Origin of the sequence: Mariniflexile ostreae (genome assembly GCF_042427585.1) — a bacterium.
Lineage (GTDB): Bacteria > Bacteroidota > Bacteroidia > Flavobacteriales > Flavobacteriaceae > Pseudalgibacter > Pseudalgibacter ostreae.
This window is the reverse complement of record NZ_JBHMFC010000039.1, coordinates 1-21,442: the sequence shown is the minus strand read 5'-3', so window position 1 is coordinate 21,442 and position 21,442 is coordinate 1. Positions and strand designations below refer to the sequence as shown.

Below are 21,442 nucleotides of genomic sequence, written 5' to 3'. Positions count from 1 at the left end.
ATAATAGACCGATTCCCAACTTAATGTCTTTTCTTTAAAGAACACCTCTGTTGGCAATTGATGCCATTGCACGCCTGTTTTCAGCTTGTAGAGAATTGCGTTGATAATCTCAACCAACGGAACAGTTGGAGGAAAACCTCTTTTTGGCATTGGTAAGTATGGCACAATTTCCATTTCTATTGTATATTTGTCGAGTACTGAGTACATATAGGGTTGTGATTTAGTTATTTATGTTTCGCAACACAAATATCCACAACCCTTCTCATTTTTTTTAAAAAAAGTTTAAATCACTTCTTTATGTGTTTCACGTAGTAACCCTTATTACACGTATAAAAGTATTGGCTTTGTGTTAAGTATAATTATGTTTAAACATACACATCCCTATAAACCTTTCATTAAAGATGATACTACAAAACTGATTGTTGGTACATTGCCGCCACCACGGTTTTCGTGTGGCGAGCTTTTGGAAAAAGATGTAGATTTTTGTTATGGTAGTTATTACAATTCTTTATGGCTGTATATTGATGAAATCTATAATTTAAAGTTGCGTTATGATAATTCCCAACAAGCGATTAATGAACGAAAACAGTTTTTAATAAAACATAAAATAGGGATTTGTGATATAGTGGATGCTTGCGAACGGGAAAAAGTAAACGCTTCAGATTTGGGTATGGAAAACGTTAAACTGCGTAACCTGATAGGCTATTTAAAACAATATCCCAATATTGATACGCTATTATTTACCGGAGGAAACAGTAAAAATGGTCCTGAATACTTTTTTAGAAAACATATTAAAACCCATGGTTTAAAACTTGAAATTATATCAAGCGACATACCAAGAATCCATCAAATTAAACTTCCCATGTTTTCGAAACCTGCAATATCTGTAGCGAACGATAACACGAAGCAGCAGTGTGAGGAGTTTAGAATAATAAAAACCGTATCTCTAACCTCTGCATCGGGTTCGGCAAATAGAGCTATTGGAAGCATGCCTTTATACCAACAACTTAAAAATAGTAATCCTAATTTTAATACTTTCGATTTTAGAGTCCTTCAATACCGGGAATTTTTTTAAGATTTATTAGTATCTTTAAAGTAAAATGCTGCTCATGATTTTATTTTTACAATCCTCCAGACAGACCATTACCAAATCTTTAGAAGGATATTACGAAAAATTCCTCATTGTACTCCCTAGAATTGCTTTAGGGATTTTAGTGGTTATTGCAGGCGTATTGTTGGCGCAGCTGTTAACGAATATTTACAAAAAAAGAATTCAAAAAAAATCGGAAGACCCTCTAATGGCGCGTTTTTTAGCTCAAGCCATTAAGATTATTTTAGTTGTTATTGCCATCATGATAGCGTTACAGGTTGCGGGTTTAAATGGTATTGCCACAGGGCTTTTAACTGCCGTTGGCGGTGGTGCGATTATTTTGGGTTTTGCTTTTCAAGATATTGGAAAGAATTTTTTAGCAGGAATTATTCTGGCCTTCAATCGACCTTTTAATATTAATGATACTATTAAAATCGATGATATTTTTGGAAAAGTGAAAGCTTTAAGCTTTCGGTATTCACATATCAAAACCTTTGATGGTAGGGATATTTTCATTCCTAACAGCGATGTTTTAACCAAGCCTGTAGCCAATTATACTGCCGATGGTTTTTACCGTGTCGATTTTTTAGTAGGTATTGGTTATGAAGACGATATTGAAAGTGCTAAAAAACTCATACAAGACATTTTGGATGCTAATACTGAAATTGTTCATGATATAGCTCACGAAAATTTTGTTATAGAGCATGAACTGGCTTCCAGTACCGTGAATTTAAAAGTTTTCTTTTGGGTGGATACCGTAGATTATAGACGGGCATCTCTTGTTTTGCGAGGCACCATAATACGGCAAGTGAAACAAGAATTAGTCAGTAGAGGCTTTAACCTTCCAGCAGACATTAAAGAACTTAAAATTTATGGAACTGAAGATGCTATTGCTGTAAAGATTCGTCATGAGGAATCTCACACATCATAAGAAAAACAATTCCATAAATTTATAGTATAGAAATAAGCATTATAAACTAAAAGCGATGCTTAAAGCCCAATAATACGTCGTATTTTAAAGCATTTCTTGCTTCATGTGCTTTTTGGAAATGGATTTTGGATAATATTTTTTCCGCAACCAAAACGAAACCCTAACCAATAAAATCAATACGGGAACTTCCACCAAAGGTCCAATCACCCCAGTAAAAGCCTGGCCAGAATTCAGTCCAAAAACAGCAATGGCAACGGCAATGGCCAATTCAAAGTTGTTACCAGCAGCGGTAAAGGCTACAGATACCGTCTTGTCGTAGGCTGCCCCCATTGCTTTGGTAAAGAAAAAAGCAATGATAAACATCAATGTAAAATAGATGAGTAAAGGCACTGCTATAATTAAAACATCTTTTGGTATTTCTACGATTAGCTCCCCTTTTAATGAAAACATAACCACTATGGTAAATAAGAGGGCTATTAACGTTATTGGAGAAATGCTTGGAATAAATTTTTCGGTGTACCAGGCATCACCTTTAAGTTTAACTAAAATTAGTCGGCTTAAAATACCCAATACAAAGGGAACCCCTAAATAAATGGCCACACTTTCTGCAATGGTAGCGACAGAAATGTCTACAATAGCACTTTCAAATCCAAAATAGGGAGGGAGAATGGTTATAAAGATCCACGCATAAAAACTATAGCCAAATACTTGGAAAACACTATTTAAAGCCACTAGTCCTGCACCGTATTCGCTATTACCTTCTGCAAGGTCATTCCATACCAGTACCATGGCAATACAACGTGCCAAACCTATTAATATAACGCCCACCATATATTCTGGGTGATCCCGCAAAAAAATAATGGCTAAAAAAAACATTAAAAAAGGACCGATTATCCAGTTTAGTATTAAAGACACGGAAAGGATCTTCACATCCTGAAAAACCTTAGGCAATAGGGAGTAATTGACCTTGGCTAAAGGAGGGTACATCATGAGTATCAACCCGATAGCTATGGGGATATTGGTTGTGCCATGGCTAAACGAATTGATTATGTTTGGAAACGACGGGATAAAATAACCAATACCCACACCTAAAATCATAGCAATGAAAATCCAAACGGTTAAATAGCTATTTAGAAAACTCAGTTTTTTATTTGATGCCATATTTACGAATTTATTTGAGAGAATACATAAAACAGTTCGGTGGCAATTTGCAAGCTTCTTTCATTGTATTTTATGGCCTGTTGAGGTGTCTTATCAAAAGCTTTTGGGTCGTCAAAAGGTAATGAGATGCGTTTTTTTGCACCAACAATAAAAGGACAATCACCATCTGCTTGAGAACAGGTTAAAATAGCAGCAAATTTAGATTTCGGATTAAAATCATGCTCATATGTTTTAGAAAACCCTATAATAGGATGTTCGTTTTCTGCATATTTAATGCTGTAAATAGGATTGTTGTTTTCTGAAATTTTTTGTATTTCAAATCCGGAATGCTGCAAAGTTTCTGCCACTACTGGAAAAAGGGCTGTGGCTTCTGTTCCACCAGAGTAGCAGAACACATTTTTTATATTGAAATAATACGCCATAGTTTGCGCCCAAACCTGTGATAAATGACTTCTGCGGGAGTTGTGTGTACAAATGAAATTTATACGGATCTCTTGTTTTTCTTTTATATTTTCTTTGATATAATCGATTAAGGGTAGCAGGGTTTGTTTACGTTCTTGTGATAAGGTTTCAACTTTTAATGCTGAAATAGTGTCTTCGATTTTATGAAATAAAGCCATTTTTTTTGATTTTTTGATGGATTAACAACATCCCGTATTTGGATTACATGAATCTGCAGTTTGGATATCTGAAAATTTTAAAGTTGATTTTTCTTCTGTTGCTCCTGTTTTTTCTGCGTAAACGGTGATACTAAAAATTCCAGATCCTCCACTATTAAACCTTTCAGCTTCTTCATTACTGAGGTATTTACTAAGAATATCATCAGGAATGCTAATAGGTTTTTCTTTTTGGATTTGTATATTTTTAAACCCTTGGTCTTCTATCATTTTCAGATATTCCGTTTTTTGTATGGCTCCAGCAACACAACCCGCATACATTTCGGCATCTTCTTTTAAGGCATTGGGCAGGTTGCCTACCAATACAATATCCGATATACTAAAGTGACCGCCTGGTTTTAAAACTCTATGGATTTCACCAATCACTTTTTGTTTATTAGGCACTAAATTAAGAACACAATTGCTCACAATAACATCTGCAATAGCGTCTGAAACCGGCATATTATCAATATCACCTTCTCTAAACTCCACGTTGTTATAACCTAGTTTCTCTGCATTTATTCGTGCTTTTTGAACCATGATGGGGGTGAAGTCCAATCCGATTACCTTCCCTTCAGAACCAGTTTCATGTCTGGCAACAAAACAATCATTGCCCGCGCCAGAACCTAAATCTATAACAGTGTCCCCTTTTTTTATTTTTGCAAATTGAGTAGGGAGCCCACAGCCCAAACCTAAGTCGGCATCTTCAATATACCCTTCGGTTTTAGAGTAATCGTCCATCATAATATTGTAAACCTTGTTTGATGTAGGTGTTGCGCCACAGCAAGACGATGCGTTGTCTGCTTTATCTTGTTCTGCAATTTGTGCATAACGCGCTTTTACTATGTTTTTTAATTCTTGTTCTTTTTTCATTTTTTTAGTGTTTATTTTTAGACGTAGTATTCATTTATTTTAATAAAAGGCTATAGTCCTGTATTTTTTTACAGTTTTATCGCGTTTATAAAATCACATGCCTTTAGCAACAATCTGCCTTAGGAAGATCTTGATTTAGAAACTGGAACATAATGTCTTTCATTTTAATCCAATTTTCTGTATGGATGCAATAACAAACACGTGTGCCTTCTATATTGCCTTTAATTAAGCCTAACTGTTTCAACTCTTTTAAATGTTGAGAAATAGTGGGTTGTGCTAATCCAATTTCGTTTACCAAGTCTCCGCATATACAGGCGTCTATCTTAAAAAGATGTTCTAATATGGCTACTCTAGCAGGGTGGCCGAAGACCTTGGCTATTAAGGCGATTTCATTTTGTAGGTCTGTAAATATTTCAGTTTTTGATAATCCCATAGGTGTTATATTGTTACATTGCAATATTACGATTAAACAAATAAACAGCAAAGGTTTTTTTTAATAAAATGAATTTTAAACTTGTTTTAATTGCTTTAAGTTCTAGATAATACCGTAATAATGGTTTAAATAAAAATGAACATGAGCTTTGGTGTTTTTTATGCAATTTCAAGATTTTAAACAAAATCCTAAAATTAAACGTACCTTTGTCGGAAATTAAAAGGAGTGACCTAATTAAATAGTGTTTGCTTCATAAACACAATATATGTCATTTCAATCTTTAGGCCTATCCGAAGCCTTGCTAAAAGCTATTAGCGAAAAAGGATACACAACACCATCTCCTATACAACAAAAAGCCATTCCTCCGATTTTAGAGGGAAAGGATATCTTAGCATCTGCTCAAACAGGGACGGGAAAAACAGCAGGTTTTACTTTGCCTATTTTACAATTGCTTTCTGAAAAAACAACTGGAAAACACAGACCTATTCGGGCATTGATTTTAACTCCAACACGTGAATTGGCTGCACAGGTTTATGCCAATGTGAAAGAATATAGTACGTTTTTAAATATAAAAAGCGCTGTTATTTTTGGAGGTGTTAATCAAAATCCACAAGCAGCAACACTGCGTCAGGGAATAGATATTCTGGTGGCAACTCCAGGACGTTTGTTAGACTTGAACAACCAAGGTTTATTATCTTTAAAACAAGTTGAGTTTTTTGTTTTAGATGAGGCCGACCGTATGCTGGACATGGGATTTTTAAGGGATATCGAGCGTGTTATAAAAATGATACCTGTAAAACGCCAAAATCTTATGTTTTCGGCAACATTTTCTAAAGATATTAAGAGGCTGGCTCATGGTATTTTAAACCATCCCGTTCAGGTAGAAGCGACACCGGAAAATACAACCGTGGAGGCCATAAACCAGAAAGTGTATCGCGTTGCTAAAGATTTAAAAACGGATTTAATTATTAAATTGATTTTAGATGGTAATTGGAAGCAGGTTTTAGTGTTTACACGAACTAAGCATGGTGCCAATAAACTTTGCCAAAAGATGGAAAAGGCTGGTATTACAGCCTCTGCCATTCATGGTAATAAAAGTCAAGGTGCCAGAACGAAAGCATTGGCTGGATTTAAAAGTGGGAGCGTTAGAGTTTTGGTGGCGACAGATATTGCCGCTAGAGGCTTGGATATACCATTATTGCCACATGTGATCAATTTTGAAATTCCAAATATTCCAGAAGATTATGTGCATAGAATTGGACGAACCGGTAGAGCAGGAGCTAGTGGTATCGCTTTGTCTTTAGTAAGTGCAGATGAAACCAGCTTTTTAAGAGATATTGAAAAACTGATTGAAATGAAACTTCCTGTTGAAATTTTAGAAGGTTTTGAGCCAGATCCCAATGCATCTACAGAACCTATAAAACAAGGGCAAGGCCGTCAAAATAGAGGTTCTCGAAACAATTCAAAATCCTCTGGGAGTTCTAATAAAAACTCAGGAAGGAGCAATAGTGCTAGAAGACCGAACCGCAGTACGGATAGAAGGAATTAGTGTAATGCAAGAGAGTCTGAAAGATAAAATTATAGCAGTTTGCAATAAAAAAATTGCCGCAAAAGGCGACCAAGTAGGAGTTTCTTTTTATGCTTTTTTTAAGAATGAAAATGACAATCCGGAGGTGCTTATGGAAGTTGCGGAATGGTGGATTAAAACACATCGGTTAAACCACTTTGAAAAGGCTATTAAAATTAAAAATATTATAAATGGAATCCCAACCTAATAATCCGTTACACGGGGTAAAACTTGAACAAATTATTAACGAATTAGTAGCGCATTACGGTTGGGAATATATGGGTCTGGTTATTAACATTCGATGTTTTAATGATAATCCATCGGTAAAATCTAGTCTTAAATTTTTACGACGAACCCCTTGGGCTCGTACAAAAGTGGAAACCATGTATTTAAAAATGCTAAAAAACAAAATCCCTTAATTACGACTTCACATTAATTTGTAATTTAGCTTTTCTGAAATTCTATAATGAAAAAGGAAATTACAAGACGGTCTTTTATTGAAACCTCGGTATTGGCAGGGGTAGGAGCAACAGTATTGCCTGCATTTTCGCAATCCTTTTTAAACTCCAAAGACCAAAGAAGCGATTTAGAAGTTCATATTTTTTCAAAACACCTTCAGTTTTTGGACTATAGAGATATGGCAGATGCTGCTGCTCAAATGGGATTTGACGGTATAGACCTATCGGTGAGAAATAAAGGACATGTGCTTCCAGAGCGGGTTAAAGACGATTTACCTAAAGCCATAGAACATATAAAAGCGGTAGGATTTGAACCCAAAATGATAACGTCTGGTATTCTTTCAATAGATGAACCTTTTACAAAAGACATATTGGAAACCGCCGTTAAATTGGGTGTTGAGCTTTATAGATTGGGATATTATAAATACCCCAAAAACAAATCTATTCCAGAAGCAATTTCAGACATTAAAAAGCAGTTAAAGCCCTTGTCTAAACTTAATAAACATTACGGTATAAAAGGTGCTTACCAAAATCACGCAGGACTTGACTTTGGAGCTTCTATTTGGGACATCCATAATGCTTTTAAAGTCTTGAATAACGGTTTTATGGGGTGTCAATATGATATTAGGCATGCTACAGTAGAAGGCGGTAAGTCTTGGCCAACAGGTCTTAAATTAATTGCTCCACATATTAACTCTTTGGTACTTAAAGATTTTAAATGGGCGCTTGTTAAAGGGCAGTGGGAATTGGTAAATGTGCCAATTGGTAAGGGGATGGTCGATTTTAAAGCGTATTTTAAATTACTCAAAACCTATAAAATTCAGGCTCCTGTTTCCTTGCATTGTGAGTACAACTTAGGTGGGGCCGAACATGGTAGGAAAGATGTTTCTTTGCCTCAAAAAGAAATATTCGACGCTATGAAACAAGATATAGAGCGCATTAAAGCGCTTTGGGCTGCGGTTGAATAGTGTAATGCTTTCTTAATCTAACTGTTTTAAACCTTCATATACAACAATACCAACGGCATTTGCAAGGTTAAGACTTCTAACGTGTTCACTGTATAATGGGATTTTATAAAGTGCATCAGGATGTTTTTCTATTAAAGATTTAGGCAGTCCAACCGATTCTTTTCCAAAAACTAAGAACAAATCATTTTCAAAAGGAATATCCCAATGGTTTTTTTGGCCATGACTAGATAAAAACACCATTTTTTTGCTTTTATTAATAGAGAAAAACTCTTCAATGTTTTCATAATACGTCACCGATAAATGTTGCCAATAATCCAATCCGGCACGTTTTAATCGGGTGTCGTTAATTTGAAATCCAAAAGGTTTAACCAAATGGAGATGAGAACCCGAGGCTAATGCCAATCTTCCAATATTACCTGTGTTATTTGGTATTTCGGGTTCTAAAAGTACAATGTTTAAAGGCATAATTTAAACGTAATTATTCGTTTTCGTCCTCGAAAGGAACAATAGTAACATCGTATTCGGCCTCCTTAAACTCATCCCTACTAATCCAATATTCTGAAGTAGTTAAAACAAAAGACGTATCTGTTTTCGCGTTTAAGTCCCAAACAATGGCTTCGGCTTCTTCGAACATCTCTTTTCCTGCAAGTTGATCTGGAAAGAGCCGTTTTATCACATTGTTTTTTGCTAAGGTGGCATCTAAAACTTTAAGCGCTACTTCTTTTGTAACATCTTGATTGGGACTTATTTCAAATTCAATTATGGTAGCTTTAGCATTGGGAAAAGACCCGTTGTAGGCTTTGTGCAATAATTGATTGATATTAAAAAGCTGATGATGAAGTGTGATATCTCTATACTCTTCAGAGATTTTATCCAAAAGCATTTCATGGGATATCTGTTCTATTTGATTCTCATTTAAATGATCGGATAGTTTGTAACTTAATAAAATGGCTGCAGCTTCATGGGGTTCAAAATCTGAAATCGCCATAAAGAGCAATTCTTGTAATTCTTCGGGTTTAGAATTTTCGGCATCCGGAAATTCGAAGCGCTCTAATAAGGCGATATAATCTGCATGGGTCCATGCATCTTTAAGTTCTTCAACCGTTTTTACATTATTGATAATGATATGATAGTTCATGTTTTTATTTTTTTCTTAGTTCAAAAAGGTCAGTACGTCTGTCCTTTAAATTTCTCACACTTCCAAACTGATTTAAATTTCGGAGTAAATCAATGTCTACATCTGCAATCAATATCATTTCAGAATTTTGCGTGGCCTCAGCTTTCACTCCATTGGTAGGGAAAGGGAAATCGCAAGGCGTAAACACCATAGATTGTGCAAATTGTATGTCCATGTTTTGTACTTTTGGTAAATTCCCAACACTTCCGGCAATGGCTACATAGCACTCGTTTTCAATGGCTCTGGCTTGCGCACAGTGGCGAACACGGGAAAATCCATTTTGTGTATCTGTTAAAAACGGAACAAACAATATGTCCATGCCCTCATCGGCCAAGAGCCTACTTAATTCGGGGAATTCAGAATCGTAACATATTAAAACACCTATTTTACCACAATCGGTATCAAAAGCTTGGAGTTTATTGCCACCTACCATGCCCCAAACTTTCGCCTCATCTGGAGTTACGTGCAGTTTTTCATAACGCTCCATGCTACCATCGCGTCGGCACAGATAGCCTACATTATAAAGCTTGCCCTCTACAACTTCTGGCATGCTTCCGGTGATGATGTTTATATTGTATGAAATGGCCAATTTCGAAAACCGATGCACCATTTCTGAAGTATGGTTTGCCAGTTCTCTAATAGCTTCTGGTGTAGATAAATGATTATTTTCGGCCATTAAAGGCGCATTAAAAAACTCTGGGAATAGTGCAAAATCACTTCTATAACCAGACACTGCATCTATAAAAAACTCGGCTTGTTCCATAACATCGTCCAAAGTTTTGTAAGGACGCATCTGCCATTGTACCAAACCCAATCGCACTATTTTTTTTATAGTACTGGCCTTTTTGTTTTTCTTTTCATAATAAATATTGTCCCATTCTAGCAAAACAGCATAGTCTCGAGAATTTGAATCCCCCTCAAGATAATTGGTTAATATACGTGCAGGATGAAAATCGTTTGAAATTTGAAAATTTAAAACAGGATCATGTATTTCTTTTCGTCTAACCTTATCGATATATTCTTTTGGAGATAACGTGTCGGCAAACTTGTGATAATTGGGGATTCGGCCACCAAAAGCAAGCCCTTTTAGGTTTAAACGTTCACATAGTTCCTTTCTATAATCGTAGAGCCTTCTGCCTAATCGTAAGCCCCTAAATTCTGGTTTTATAAACACATCAATACCATAAATAATATCACCTTCGCTGGTGTGGGTGCTAAACGTGTAATTCCCTGTAATATCTTCATAGCTATGATTGTCGTCAAAAGAGTCATAGTTTACAATAATACATAATGCGCAACCCGCAATTTGATTGTTTATTTTTATAACGACTTGGCCTTCTGGGAACTTTTCAATCAGAGTTTTGATTTGCTTTTCATTCCAAATAGAGTCAGGCATAGAGCTATAAGATGCAATCATTGCGGCCTTTAATTCTTGATAATCATTTAAAGTAAGGTATTTTAATTCTATGTTATCTATATTTTCCATTAGCAGTTTTTCGTAGTATTTTATACTATACGAATATATTACAAGTTAGGGTATATTTATTTTTTATAATATAAAATAAAAACCTATTCTTAAAGTGAGAATAGGCTTTGTTAGCTTTTACAAACCTGGATTTTGGACATCCATATTTGTATTTTATATAGGTCTCAATTGTTTTTTGGTTTCAAAACGCCAATATATTTTATAACGTTTGTAATAGTTGTTATTTTATGATAATGGTAAGATACAAAACAGAGAGTCAAATTTTATTAAAAATATCATAAAACAATCGACAAATTGTTAAAAGGATTTAAGTGTTTAATTAGACGGTGATTTCTGTTAATCTTTTTTTGTTTTTACTTTTACGCGAGCAGGTTTCATTATTATTCTTAGTGTACTATCATTATTAAAATAACTGATGGTCCAGTTCATAAAAATAAGTAGTTTGTTTTTTACACTTAAAATAAGCATAAGATGTATAAACATCCATGTAAACCAAGCCAAACGGCCCTGGAAACTAAATTTAGGTAAATCTACAACAGCTTTACGTTTACCAATAGTCGCCATAGCCCCTTTATCTGTGTATTCATAGGGTTTTAACGGTTTGTTTTTGGATAAATTTTCAAGGTTTTTAGCTAATAAATCTGCTTGCTGTAGCGCAACACTAGCTACTTGAGGATGACCGTTAGGGTATTTTGGGGTCGACATATACGCAATATCTCCTACAGCATACACGTTTTTAAGTCCTTCGACTTCATTGTGCCGGTTTACGATCAAACGGTTACCCCTTGTAATACAAGATTTAGGAAAACCATCAATACAATTTCCTGTAACACCTGCTGCCCAAACGAGATTTTTAGAATTTATTTTTTCTCCGTTATTTAAGGTAACAACAGTTCCATCATAATCGCTAACTATAGTGCTGGTTTTAACAATAACCCCAAGTTCTTCTAAGTATTTTTGCGACATTTTTTGAGAGCCCTCACTCATAGGGTTCAGGGTATGTGCAGCACCTTCTAAAAGGTATATGGTGAGTTTTGAAAAATCTTTATCGGGGTAATCTTTAGGAAGTATATGGCGCTTCATTTCGGCCAATGCACCAGCCAGTTCAACTCCTGTTGGGCCACCTCCTACAATTACAAAATTTAATAGGGTTTGTAGTTTTTCAGGGTTATTGGTGTTTAGGGCATCTTCGAACGTTTGTAAAATTCTATTCCTAAGCTGAATAGCTTCTGGAATGGTTTTCATAGGATAAGCGTAATCTTTTAAATTGGCATTTCCAAAATAATTGGTGGTACATCCTATGGCTATAACCAAATGGTCGTAATCGAAATCTCCAATGGTTGTTGAAACCTGTTTTTTTTCGAAATCAACTTCTGTTACCTCGGTAATCCTGATTCTAACATTTTTTGCCTTCTGAAAAACTTTTCGAAGGGGGAATGAGATGCTAGCAGGTTCCAGCCTAGCTGTTGCAACTTGATACATGAGGGGCTGGAATTGATGGTAATTTTGCTTATCTATCAAATAAACCTCATATTCTTTGTTGTTTATTAAGTCTTGAGCAAGTTGTAAACCCGCAAAACCGGCTCCGACAATTATTACTTTTTTTATTTCGGACATGGGAGATAAATTTATGGTTTTACAAAGGTCACAAATTCTTTTATAGAATCAGGGCCTTTTGCTTTTAAATGTTTGATAAATGCACTTCCTATAATAGCGCCCTTGGCATATTTGGTGGCTTGAGTAAAAGTTTCATTATTAGAAATTCCAAAACCAATAATTTGCGGGTTTTTAAGCTTCATATCGTTTATGCGTTTAAAATAAGTGGTTTGCTCTTCTCCAAAACCCGATTGGCTGCCTGTTACGCTAGCGCTACTTACCATGTAAATAAAACCATTAGAAACAGAATCGATAAACTCAATGCGTTCTTTTGGTGTTTGTGGTGTAATTAAAAACACATTAATGAGGCCGTATTTTTTAAAAATGGCTTGATAGTCTTCATGATATACGTCTACAGGTAAGTCTGGAATAATAAGCCCATCAATACCAATTTCTGCACATTTTTTACAAAACGCCTCAACGCCATATTGCAATATGGGATTAAAATATCCCATAATAATTAATGGAATGGAAACCGATGATCTTATATCTTTTAACTGATTAAACAACACTTCGGAAGTCATGCCGTTTTTTAGAGCTGTTGTAGAACTTGCTTGAATGGTGGGACCATCTGCAAGTGGATCGCTAAAAGGGAGTCCGATTTCTATCATATCGACACCGTTTTTTTCTAAATCCTGAATAATAGAAGCGGTATCGTTTAAACTAGGGTAACCTGCCGTGAAATATATGGAAAGCAATTTTTTGCTTTCTTGTAATTTTTGATTAATTCTATTCATTGTGTTTTATTTTTTTAAACGTCACAGATTTTTAAAGCTTGGTTGCGTTAGGGATTGCAGCGGCATCCTTTTTTGTTTTTCACAAAAAAGATATAGCGAAAAGCCCGACCTCCCGATGGTTATCGGGAGTGGAACGCCCCTATGTTATATTTTAAAATATTCTATATAGTTTTGTAAATCTTTATCGCCTCGGCCTGATAAACTAACCACCACCACATCGTCTGGCTTAAATGTTCTTTGTGCAAAAATGGCCAAAGCATGCGAACTTTCAATAGCAGGGATAATGCCTTCCAATTTACAGAGTTCCAATCCCGCATTCATGGCGTCGTTATCGGTAATAGACATGAACTCTGCACGCCCCGTTTTTGCCAAATGGGCATGCATGGGGCCAACACCGGGATAATCTAAACCAGCAGAAATAGAGTAGGGTTCGGTAATTTGCCCGTCTAAAGTTTGCATCAATAACGTTTTGCAGCCATGAATGATGCCTTCTTTTCCTAAAACAGAGGTTGCTGCGCTTTCTCCAGAATCTACACCCAGACCGGCAGCTTCTACGGCAATAATACCAACTTCTTCTTCGTGTAAAAAATGATAGTAGGTTCCAGCGGCATTACTGCCACCACCTATACAGGCCACAACATAATCTGGATTTTCACGTCCTTCATGCGCTTTTAACTGCCATTTTATCTCTTCGGAAATTACAGATTGAAAGCGGGTTACCATATCGGGATAAGGATGGGGGCCAATAGCAGAACCAATAATATAATGGGTATCTACGGGGTTATTTATCCAATCGCGAATGGCTTCGTTTGTAGCGTCTTTTAAGGTACGGCTTCCAGATAAAGCTGGAACTACTGTGGCACCCAACATTTTCATTCTGGCAACATTTGGCGCTTGTCTGGCAATATCAATTTCACCCATATAAACAATACACTCTAAGCCCATTAAAGCACAAACCGTTGCAGTAGCAACGCCATGTTGTCCAGCGCCAGTTTCGGCTATAATGCGGTGTTTTCCTAATCGTTTTGCAACTAAAATTTGACCAATGGTGTTGTTTATTTTATGAGCTCCTGTATGATTTAAATCTTCGCGCTTTAAATAAATTTTGGTCTTGTATTTTTCTGAAAGCCGTTTTGCAAAATAAAGGGGTGAGGGACGCCCAACATAATCTTTTAAAAGTTGGTCAAATTCCTTTTTAAAATCAGGTTCTGCCATTACTTTTAAATAGTTTTGGCGCAACTCTTCTACATTAGGATATAGCATTTCTGGAATGTATGCCCCTCCAAAATCACCATAATACCCTTTTTCATTTACGTTGTAATTCATAATTTCTGTAACTCCTGCATGTGCAGTCCCGATGTTCGGGATGTTTAATGATTATTTTTGTTTTAATAGATTTCGCATTACCTTCATTATAATAAGGGGCGAAATGGTACATTTTCCTTAAGTATATTTAATAATTCTATGTTTTTTAATCCAGGTTCTATCTCAAATTTACTATTCACATCGATGGCATAACAGTATGTTGATGCTTTGCTTTGTTTAAATTTTTTTAAATCTTCAATTTCATCAACTCCAATGCCACCGCTTAGAAAGAAAGGTTTTGTTGAAGGGTAATTTTTTAAAAGGTCCCAGTTAAATGTATAACCGTTGCCTCCAGGCAGTTGTCCTTTAGTGTCGAATAGGAAATAATCGCAGACTTGCTCGTAAGCCAGTAAAACAGAAAAATCGAAGGTATCTTTTATACTAAAGACTTTAATGACTTCCACCTGGCTTTGTAATTGCTTACAAAAATCTGGAGATTCATGACCGTGCAACTGTACCGCCTGCAAATCATGCTTATTGATTTTTTCAATAATAAAATCCAAATCAGCATCCACAAAAACACCTGTTTTTTTTATTGAAAGGGGCAGTTCTAGAATAGGACTGTCCTTAAAGTGTCTAGCAGATTTTTCGTAAAAAATAAAACCAAGATAATCGGGCTTCAATGCTGCAACTTGCCTTATATTATCAGGGTATTTCATACCACAGACTTTCAGTTTCATTTTTGCAGTGTTTTTATAAATGCCGATGCACTTTTACCGGCATCATCGGTTTTCATGAAATTTTCGCCAATTAAAAACCCTTGATAACCGTATGGCTGTAGTGTTTTTATCGCTTCTATATTACTAATGCCGCTTTCTGATACTTTTACAAAATCGTCAGGAATCCATTTGCTTAAAGCCTTACTGGTTTCCAGGCTCACTTCGAAGGTTTTTAAATTCCGATTATTTACACCTAGCATATCCAAACTTGGCATAATCGATTTATGCAGTTCTGCTTCGTCATGAACTTCCAACAAGACATCTAAACCCAATCCTTTTGCGAATTCTGAAAATTGCTTGATTTCTTCTTTTGAAAGAATGGCGGCAATTAATAAAATAACATCTGCGCCATAAGCCTTGGCTTCTAAAATTTGATATTCATCAATAATAAATTCTTTTCTTAACAAAGGAAGGTTGCAACTGGCGCGAGCTGTTAATAAATCGTCTAAAGATCCACCAAAATATTTTCCGTCGGTTAAAACGGACATCCCGCAAACTCCGGCATGCTCATAACCTTTAGCAACATCAAACACATTAAGGTTTTGGTTGATAACAGCTTTGGATGGCGAGCGTCGTTTATGCTCGGCAATAATTCCTGTTTGGCTTTCTCTTAATTGTTGGGCAAGGGAAGTGGTGGCCCGTTCAAATAAAACAGATTGTTCCAATTGGGAAATAGGAATCAATTTTTTTCGAAAATCGACTTCTTTTCGTTTATCTGCTACTATATGGTCTAATATATTCATGTTTATTACTCTGTTTTATCAGATCCTCATGGTTTTATTTACTCAATGCTATTAAGGTGTCTAAACTGGCTTTAGCCTTACCACTAAATAACGACTCTTTTGCTATTTCAAAGCCTTCTTTATGGTCGATGTTTTTAGAGGTAGCAATGGCCAGTCCTGCGTTTGCGCAAACTACATTGTTTTGCGCTTCGGTACCATGTCCACTAATAACATCTACAAATATTTTTGCTGCTTTGGTTACAGTGTCGCCGCCAAAGATTTCGTGTTGTTGTATGTGCTTAGCACCAAAATCTTCTGGGTTTAATATAAGTTCAGATTGGTTTTTTATAATTTTGGTTCCACCCGTTAACGATACTTCGTCGTATCCATCAAGGGCATACACAATGGTATAATTAATATCGGTGTTTTGATATAAATAGCCATAAAGTCTTAATAGCTCTAAACTGAATACTCCTACCATTTGATTTTTGGGAAAGGATGGGTTTACCATAGGGCCTAACATATTAAAAAACGTTTTTACGCCAAGTTGTTGTCTGATGGGACCCACGTTTTTCATGGCAGGATGAAATAGTGGCGCATGCAAAACACAAATTCCTGCTTTATCTATAGTTTTTTTAAGAAAATCTTCATCATTTGTGAATTTAATTCCTAAAAACTCCATAACGTTGGAGGATCCACAAGAAGAAGATACACCATAATTACCATGTTTAGCTACATTTACGCCAGCTCCTGCCGTAATAAAAGAGGCTAGGGTAGAAATATTGAAGGTGTCTTTACCATCACCACCTGTGCCACATAAATCTATAGCATTAAACGCTTTTAAATCTATGGGAATACACAATTCCAGAAGGGCATTTCTAAATCCAGCTAATTCTTCTAATGTAATGCTACGCATCATAAATATAGTAAGAAAAGAAGCAATCTGGCTTTGGTTATAATCACCTTTTGAAATATTGACCAATACCTGTTTAGCAGTTTCAGTAGATATCGTGTCGTGGTTTATAAGTCTGTTTAATACGTCTTTCATTCCTTTTTTCTCCTCCCAAAAGCGAGGTGTTTTTTTATTGATTATAATTGTTTTTCCATCTTTTATACCGGCAGTTGTTCCTATTGTTATCGCGAAGCGGAACTGTTTACCCAGTTTTTAAGTATTTGTTTACCATCTGGAGTTAATACAGATTCGGGGTGATATTGCACGCCTTTTACATCGTATTCTTTATGGCGTAAAGACATGACTTGTCCGTTTTCGTCAAAAGAGGTGGCTTCTAAACAATCAGGTAAGTTAGGATCCACGACCCAAGAGTGGTATCGGCCCACCTGAATGGTTTTTTCTAATCCGTGGAATAGGGATTCATCTTCTACACAACGGGTTACTTTTGTAGCTACTCCGTGGTACACTTCTTCTAAGTTTATTAACGAGCCACCAAATACCTCGCCAATAGCCTGCTGGCCTAAACATACGCCCAAAATGCTTTTGGTTGGTGCATAACGTTTAATGATAGGTTTTAAAAGACCTGCTTCATCTGGGATTCCTGGTCCTGGCGATAATACAATTTTATCGAATGGCGCAACATCTTCTAATGTTAATTTATCGTTTCTTACAACGGTTACGTCGCAGTTTAAATCTTCTAGATAGTGTACCAGATTATATGTAAAACTGTCGTAATTATCTATAACTAATATTTTTTTCATTTTAATTATGTGTTTGCGTTAGGGATTGCAGCGGCATCCTTTTTTGTTTTTCGCAAAAAAGATATAGCGGAAAGCCCGACCTCCCGATAGTTTTCGGGAAAGGTAACGCCATGATTTTAAATATTTTCAGCAATTTTAATAGCTTTTGTTAAGGCACCTAATTTGTTGTACACCTCTTGGAGCTCACTTTCAGGATTAGATTTTGAAACCGTTCCCGCTCCTGCTTGCCAATGTAAACGATAGTTTTTACTTAAAAAAGTACGGATCATTATGGCATGATTGAAGTTGCCTTCAAAATCCATAAACCCAATGGCACCACCGTAAAAAGTACGGTTTGTTTTCTCGTATTGTTCTATTAATTGCATCGCCCTGTGTTTGGGAGCACCACTAAGAGTGCCGGCCGGAAAGGTGTCTGCAACTACTTGCATGGTAGTGGTTTTGGGGTGTATTAGTCCTGTAACTTTACTAACTAAATGAATAACGTGCGAGAAAAACTGTACCTCGCGATAATTGTCGACCGTTACTTGGCTACCATGTCTGCTTAAATCGTTTCTTGCCAAATCGACAAGCATAACATGTTCGGCATTTTCTTTTTCGTCTTCTGATAGTTTTTTTGCCAATTCGGCATCTTGGGTGTCGTTGCCACTACGTTTAAAGGTGCCTGCAATAGGATGTATTTCTGCTTTGCCATCTTTAACAATAAGCTGTGCTTCTGGTGAGCTACCAAAAATTTTAAAGTCGCCAAAATCGAAATAAAACAAATAAGGTGAAGGATTTATACTTCGTAAGGCACGATAGACATTAAATTCGTCTCCTTTAAATTTTTGAGAAAAGTTTTTAGACAATACAACTTGAAAGACATCGCCACGACCGCAGTGTTTTTTTGCTAATTTTACATGCTCTTTAAACTCTTCATCTTTTAAATTGGAACTTATTTCGCCTTCTGTAGAGAATTTATAAGTTGCGAAATTATTCACTTTAATAAGCTCGTGGATATCGTCTATATTGTTTTCTGTATCATGGCAATGGGCAAAAATATAGGCTTCATTTTTAAAATGATCTATGACGATAACATTTTGGTACACCGCATAATAGATGTCTGGAATCTCTAGAGAATCTTCTTTTTTAGAGATTTTTATATCTTCAAAATAGCGCACCGCATCATAAGCTAAATACCCAAAAAGGCCATTGTTTATAAATTTAAATTGTGCATTCGAGTCGATATTAAAACGCTGGGTGAATTTGTGGATTTCTTGTGAAACACTTATGTTTTCTGCAAGGTTTGTTAATGTGGTACTTCCATCGGGCAACGTTTGGGTAATGATTTCCTTTTGAACCTTAATAGAGGCTATAGGGTTAAAGCAAATGTATGAGAAACTATTATCGTTTACTCTATAATCACTACTTTCTAGCAGTACGCTATTGGGATACTTGTCTCTTATTTTTAAATAGACACTTACCGGTGTAATGGTATCTGCTAAAATTTTTTTATGATGGGTGTATAAATTGAATGTTTTCATTTGAATTAAATTAAAAAAAGGCTTGTCGTGAATGACAAGCCTTTTTGAATATTTTATATTTTAAATATACCTATAGGGTTACTTCACGAATTTAGTTTCGAAAGCTCCACCACCAAGTTTTATTTAATATTGTTTTCATTTTTTTTCTTTAATAGGATCAAATATAGACATGAAAATACACTTATGCAATACTTTTAGTTTTTTTTTGAAAAAAAAGCTATCATAAGTAATTATGATAGCCTTAAGTGATTACTAGGTTTTAAGGAGAAATTAGTCTGCTATTAACCGTACCGTCCTAATAATCCAGTTTTTTAAAATAAATGCTGTTTTTAAAAAGGCTACCAATTTCTTATTAAAAAAATGCTGCTTTTTTATATGTTGCAAATGTATTGATAAATGAAGCTTTTAATAATAATATTATATCTAAATGTTTGTTAAACCTTTGCCTTTAAACGCTTTCTTTATATATTTTTAAGCTTATGAAATATGGCATATCATTACTTCTGGGCATAGGCCTGCTTACTTGTAACCACTCAAGAAAACCAGAGCAAACTTTTATTGGGAATCCCTCTGTTGTGGTAAAAGAAAACCAAATAGAACATGATGTTTCTTTGGATGTCTATGATTTTGGCCAATTGGAAAAACTCTGGACCACTAAGGATGGTAATATATATATTATCAATTTCTGGGCGACATGGTGTGCGCCATGCATTAAAGAGCTGCCACATTTTGAAAAAATAAGCGAGCTATATTCAGAAAAAAATGTTCGGGTTATTCTGGTAAGCTTGGATCTGCCTCATGTTTACGACTCCAAATTAAAACCCTTTATGGTAGCCCATCAAATAAAATCTAAAGTTATAGTTTTAGACGATGCAGATATGGAAACGTGGGTTCCGAAAGTAGATAAGGCCTGGTCGGGCTCTATTCCGGCTACTTTAATATTTAATAACGAAAAGCGCCAATTTTATGAAAAAATATTTACTTATGAAGCGCTTGATAAGGCATTGCAACAGTTTTTAAATTAAAAACACATGGATAGTACAATGTGTTAGCGCTTTAATAGATGTGGCAATTGTCTTTTGTTGTAATAAGACTTGTGGCACTCTGGGTATGGTTTTTTTTATTCGATTATAAAAGGGGGTATATTATATGTCTTGATATTTTTTAACACATTTAAAATCGCCATTCCTTTAAAATAGAGTAGTTCTGTAATATTTCTGACCATAAATTCGAATGAAAATATTAAATTTGAACTTTAAAAAAACTATAATATGGAAGAATTAACACAAGAAGAATGGGTGTCGCAGTTGGAAAATGATGACAACGCGGTTATCTTAGATGTAAGGACAGATGCAGAAGTTGCAGAAGGAAAGATTCCAAATGCCTTGCATATCGATATTCATAAAGGACAAGGGTTTATTGATGAAGTGGAAGCGCTTGATAAAAATAAAAACTATTATGTTTATTGCCGATCTGGCGCGAGAAGTGGAAAAGCATGTGAGATTATGGAAGAAATGGGTTTTGATAATGCTTACAATCTTTTGGGAGGTATGTTAGAATGGGAAGGTGATATTGAATAAATGAACTTAAATTTGAAAAACTTAGCTATCGTTTTAACTTTTTTCCTTGTTTGGATTATGATAGGCTGTAAACCAAAAGAAGATTCAGGAATAAAAATTATTTCTCCTGAAGAAATGCATACATTTTTACAGCTAGACAATGTTCAGTTTATAGATGTTAGAACCCCTGAAGAACACGAAAAGGAATTTATTGCGACCTCTCAGAATATTGATTTCTCGTCACCTAGTTTTTTAGAAGATATTAGCAAACTGGATAAAAACAAACCCGTGTTGTTATATTGTAAAACTGGACGAAGAAGTAATACATGTGCCCAAAAACTTGTAGAAGCTGGTTTTGTTAAAATTTATGATTTGCAAGGCGGTATCTCAAAATGGAAACATGATGGGTATGAAGTGGATACTAAATTATAGGCTCTTAAGCGTTAATGTATCATTTTTTGTACCATTAAAGTGTTTGCAATAATAAAGCTTAGTGTTTTGGGTAATAAAAGAGTTTTATCTGGTTTTTGTGTTGTTCGGCTTTTTATTGACACTATCCTAAAATCTGTGTAAGTTCAAAATTTCAGGGTTAAATTATTTATAGTTTAATCCTGTTTTCAAATATAGCTAAAAATTGGTTTAGTATAATTC

Annotated in this window: 25 protein-coding genes; 9 read left to right on the top strand and 16 right to left on the bottom strand. The window is 35.4% G+C overall.

All coding sequences use genetic code 11. The features are described from left to right. Positions 1-207, bottom strand: a 207-nt coding sequence (locus ACFFU9_RS09800; RefSeq protein ID WP_379861253.1) for a transposase, incomplete at its 3' end; no start/stop codon positions are given. A gap of 154 nt (positions 208-361) precedes the next feature. Between ACFFU9_RS09800 and ACFFU9_RS09795 the strand changes: the two genes are divergently transcribed. Beyond that, on the top strand, positions 362-1,075 hold the full coding sequence (locus ACFFU9_RS09795; RefSeq protein ID WP_379861252.1) for a uracil-DNA glycosylase family protein: 714 nt from the start codon (positions 362-364) through the stop codon (positions 1,073-1,075). 34 nt (positions 1,076-1,109) lie between these two features. Next, complete coding sequence (locus ACFFU9_RS09790) at positions 1,110-2,021, top strand: mechanosensitive ion channel family protein (RefSeq protein WP_379861251.1); 912 nt, start codon at positions 1,110-1,112, stop codon at positions 2,019-2,021. Between the two features lie 84 nt (positions 2,022-2,105). Here ACFFU9_RS09790 and arsB read toward each other — a convergent pair whose 3' ends face one another. The 4 genes from arsB to ACFFU9_RS09770 all read right to left on the bottom strand — a co-directional run bounded on the left by arsB (position 2,106) and on the right by ACFFU9_RS09770 (position 5,144). After that, entirely contained in the window at positions 2,106-3,182 is a 1,077-nt protein-coding gene (gene arsB, locus ACFFU9_RS09785; RefSeq protein ID WP_379861250.1) for an ACR3 family arsenite efflux transporter, read from the bottom strand. 2 nt (positions 3,183-3,184) lie between these two features. Beyond that, positions 3,185-3,802, bottom strand: coding sequence for an arsenate-mycothiol transferase ArsC (locus ACFFU9_RS09780; protein ID WP_379861249.1), 618 nt, complete (start codon positions 3,800-3,802; stop codon positions 3,185-3,187). A 21-nt stretch (positions 3,803-3,823) separates the two neighbouring features. After that, entirely contained in the window at positions 3,824-4,711 is an 888-nt protein-coding gene (locus ACFFU9_RS09775) for an arsenite methyltransferase (RefSeq protein WP_379861248.1), read from the bottom strand. Between the two features lie 103 nt (positions 4,712-4,814). Further along, positions 4,815-5,144, bottom strand: a complete 330-nt coding sequence (locus ACFFU9_RS09770) for an ArsR/SmtB family transcription factor (protein ID WP_379861247.1) — start codon at positions 5,142-5,144, stop codon at positions 4,815-4,817. Positions 5,145-5,409: 265 nt separating this feature from the next. Between ACFFU9_RS09770 and ACFFU9_RS09765 the strand changes: the two genes are divergently transcribed. Genes ACFFU9_RS09765 through ACFFU9_RS09750 form a run of 4 tightly spaced genes read left to right on the top strand, consistent with a single transcriptional unit; the run spans position 5,410 to position 8,137 of the window. Continuing rightward, on the top strand, positions 5,410-6,693 hold the full coding sequence (locus tag ACFFU9_RS09765; RefSeq protein WP_379861245.1) for a DEAD/DEAH box helicase: 1,284 nt from the start codon (positions 5,410-5,412) through the stop codon (positions 6,691-6,693). Positions 6,694-6,697: 4 nt separating this feature from the next. Then, positions 6,698-6,919, top strand: coding sequence for a DUF6500 family protein (locus ACFFU9_RS09760; RefSeq protein ID WP_379861244.1), 222 nt, complete (start codon positions 6,698-6,700; stop codon positions 6,917-6,919). Further along, positions 6,903-7,130 carry a VF530 family protein gene (locus tag ACFFU9_RS09755; protein ID WP_379861243.1) on the top strand — a complete coding sequence of 76 codons (228 nt, stop codon included), beginning with the start codon at positions 6,903-6,905 and terminating at the stop codon, positions 7,128-7,130. Before ACFFU9_RS09760 ends, ACFFU9_RS09755 begins: the two co-directional genes overlap by 17 nt. 47 nt (positions 7,131-7,177) lie before the next feature. Beyond that, positions 7,178-8,137, top strand: a complete 960-nt coding sequence (locus tag ACFFU9_RS09750; RefSeq protein WP_379861242.1) for a sugar phosphate isomerase/epimerase family protein — start codon at positions 7,178-7,180, stop codon at positions 8,135-8,137. Between the two features lie 12 nt (positions 8,138-8,149). Here the strand turns inward: ACFFU9_RS09750 and ACFFU9_RS09745 are convergent, their stop codons facing one another. The 11 genes from ACFFU9_RS09745 to ACFFU9_RS09695 all read right to left on the bottom strand — a co-directional run bounded on the left by ACFFU9_RS09745 (position 8,150) and on the right by ACFFU9_RS09695 (position 19,232). Next, positions 8,150-8,602 (bottom strand): tRNA (cytidine(34)-2'-O)-methyltransferase, encoded by a 453-nt coding sequence (locus ACFFU9_RS09745; RefSeq protein WP_379861241.1) that lies wholly within the window; start codon positions 8,600-8,602, stop codon positions 8,150-8,152. 13 nt (positions 8,603-8,615) lie between these two features. Then, a complete protein-coding gene (locus ACFFU9_RS09740) occupies positions 8,616-9,275 on the bottom strand; it encodes a hypothetical protein (protein ID WP_379861240.1) in 660 nt (219 codons plus the stop codon). A 4-nt stretch (positions 9,276-9,279) separates the two neighbouring features. Further along, positions 9,280-10,800 (bottom strand): carbon-nitrogen hydrolase family protein, encoded by a 1,521-nt coding sequence (locus tag ACFFU9_RS09735; protein WP_379861239.1) that lies wholly within the window; start codon positions 10,798-10,800, stop codon positions 9,280-9,282. A gap of 336 nt (positions 10,801-11,136) precedes the next feature. Beyond that, positions 11,137-12,417 (bottom strand): NAD(P)/FAD-dependent oxidoreductase, encoded by a 1,281-nt coding sequence (locus ACFFU9_RS09730; protein WP_379861238.1) that lies wholly within the window; start codon positions 12,415-12,417, stop codon positions 11,137-11,139. A gap of 11 nt (positions 12,418-12,428) precedes the next feature. Next, positions 12,429-13,193 carry a tryptophan synthase subunit alpha gene (trpA, locus tag ACFFU9_RS09725; protein WP_379861237.1) on the bottom strand — a complete coding sequence of 255 codons (765 nt, stop codon included), beginning with the start codon at positions 13,191-13,193 and terminating at the stop codon, positions 12,429-12,431. Positions 13,194-13,337: 144 nt separating this feature from the next. Next, a complete protein-coding gene (trpB, locus tag ACFFU9_RS09720; protein ID WP_379861236.1) occupies positions 13,338-14,519 on the bottom strand; it encodes a tryptophan synthase subunit beta in 1,182 nt (393 codons plus the stop codon). 86 nt (positions 14,520-14,605) lie between these two features. Beyond that, on the bottom strand, positions 14,606-15,238 hold the full coding sequence (locus ACFFU9_RS09715) for a phosphoribosylanthranilate isomerase (protein WP_379861235.1): 633 nt from the start codon (positions 15,236-15,238) through the stop codon (positions 14,606-14,608). Beyond that, positions 15,235-16,020: an indole-3-glycerol phosphate synthase TrpC gene (gene trpC / locus ACFFU9_RS09710; RefSeq protein WP_379861234.1), complete on the bottom strand. Its 786-nt coding sequence runs from the start codon at positions 16,018-16,020 to the stop codon at positions 15,235-15,237. The genes ACFFU9_RS09715 and trpC overlap by 4 nt, the downstream gene beginning before the upstream one ends. A gap of 34 nt (positions 16,021-16,054) precedes the next feature. After that, entirely contained in the window at positions 16,055-17,047 is a 993-nt protein-coding gene (gene trpD / locus ACFFU9_RS09705; RefSeq protein ID WP_379861233.1) for an anthranilate phosphoribosyltransferase, read from the bottom strand. Between the two features lie 86 nt (positions 17,048-17,133). Continuing rightward, positions 17,134-17,712 (bottom strand): anthranilate synthase component II, encoded by a 579-nt coding sequence (locus ACFFU9_RS09700; protein WP_379861232.1) that lies wholly within the window; start codon positions 17,710-17,712, stop codon positions 17,134-17,136. 116 nt (positions 17,713-17,828) lie between these two features. Further along, positions 17,829-19,232, bottom strand: coding sequence for an anthranilate synthase component I family protein (locus ACFFU9_RS09695; protein ID WP_379861231.1), 1,404 nt, complete (start codon positions 19,230-19,232; stop codon positions 17,829-17,831). Between the two features lie 479 nt (positions 19,233-19,711). Here ACFFU9_RS09695 and ACFFU9_RS09690 point away from each other — a divergent pair, with 479 nt between their 5' ends. The 3 genes from ACFFU9_RS09690 (at position 19,712) to ACFFU9_RS09680 (ending at position 21,223) form a co-directional block, all read left to right on the top strand. Next, a complete protein-coding gene (locus tag ACFFU9_RS09690; RefSeq protein ID WP_379861230.1) occupies positions 19,712-20,257 on the top strand; it encodes a TlpA family protein disulfide reductase in 546 nt (181 codons plus the stop codon). A 246-nt stretch (positions 20,258-20,503) separates the two neighbouring features. After that, positions 20,504-20,812 carry a rhodanese-like domain-containing protein gene (locus ACFFU9_RS09685; protein WP_379861229.1) on the top strand — a complete coding sequence of 103 codons (309 nt, stop codon included), beginning with the start codon at positions 20,504-20,506 and terminating at the stop codon, positions 20,810-20,812. Positions 20,813-20,824: 12 nt separating this feature from the next. Beyond that, a complete protein-coding gene (locus ACFFU9_RS09680) occupies positions 20,825-21,223 on the top strand; it encodes a rhodanese-like domain-containing protein (protein ID WP_379861228.1) in 399 nt (132 codons plus the stop codon). Positions 21,224-21,442: the final 219 nt, after the last annotated feature.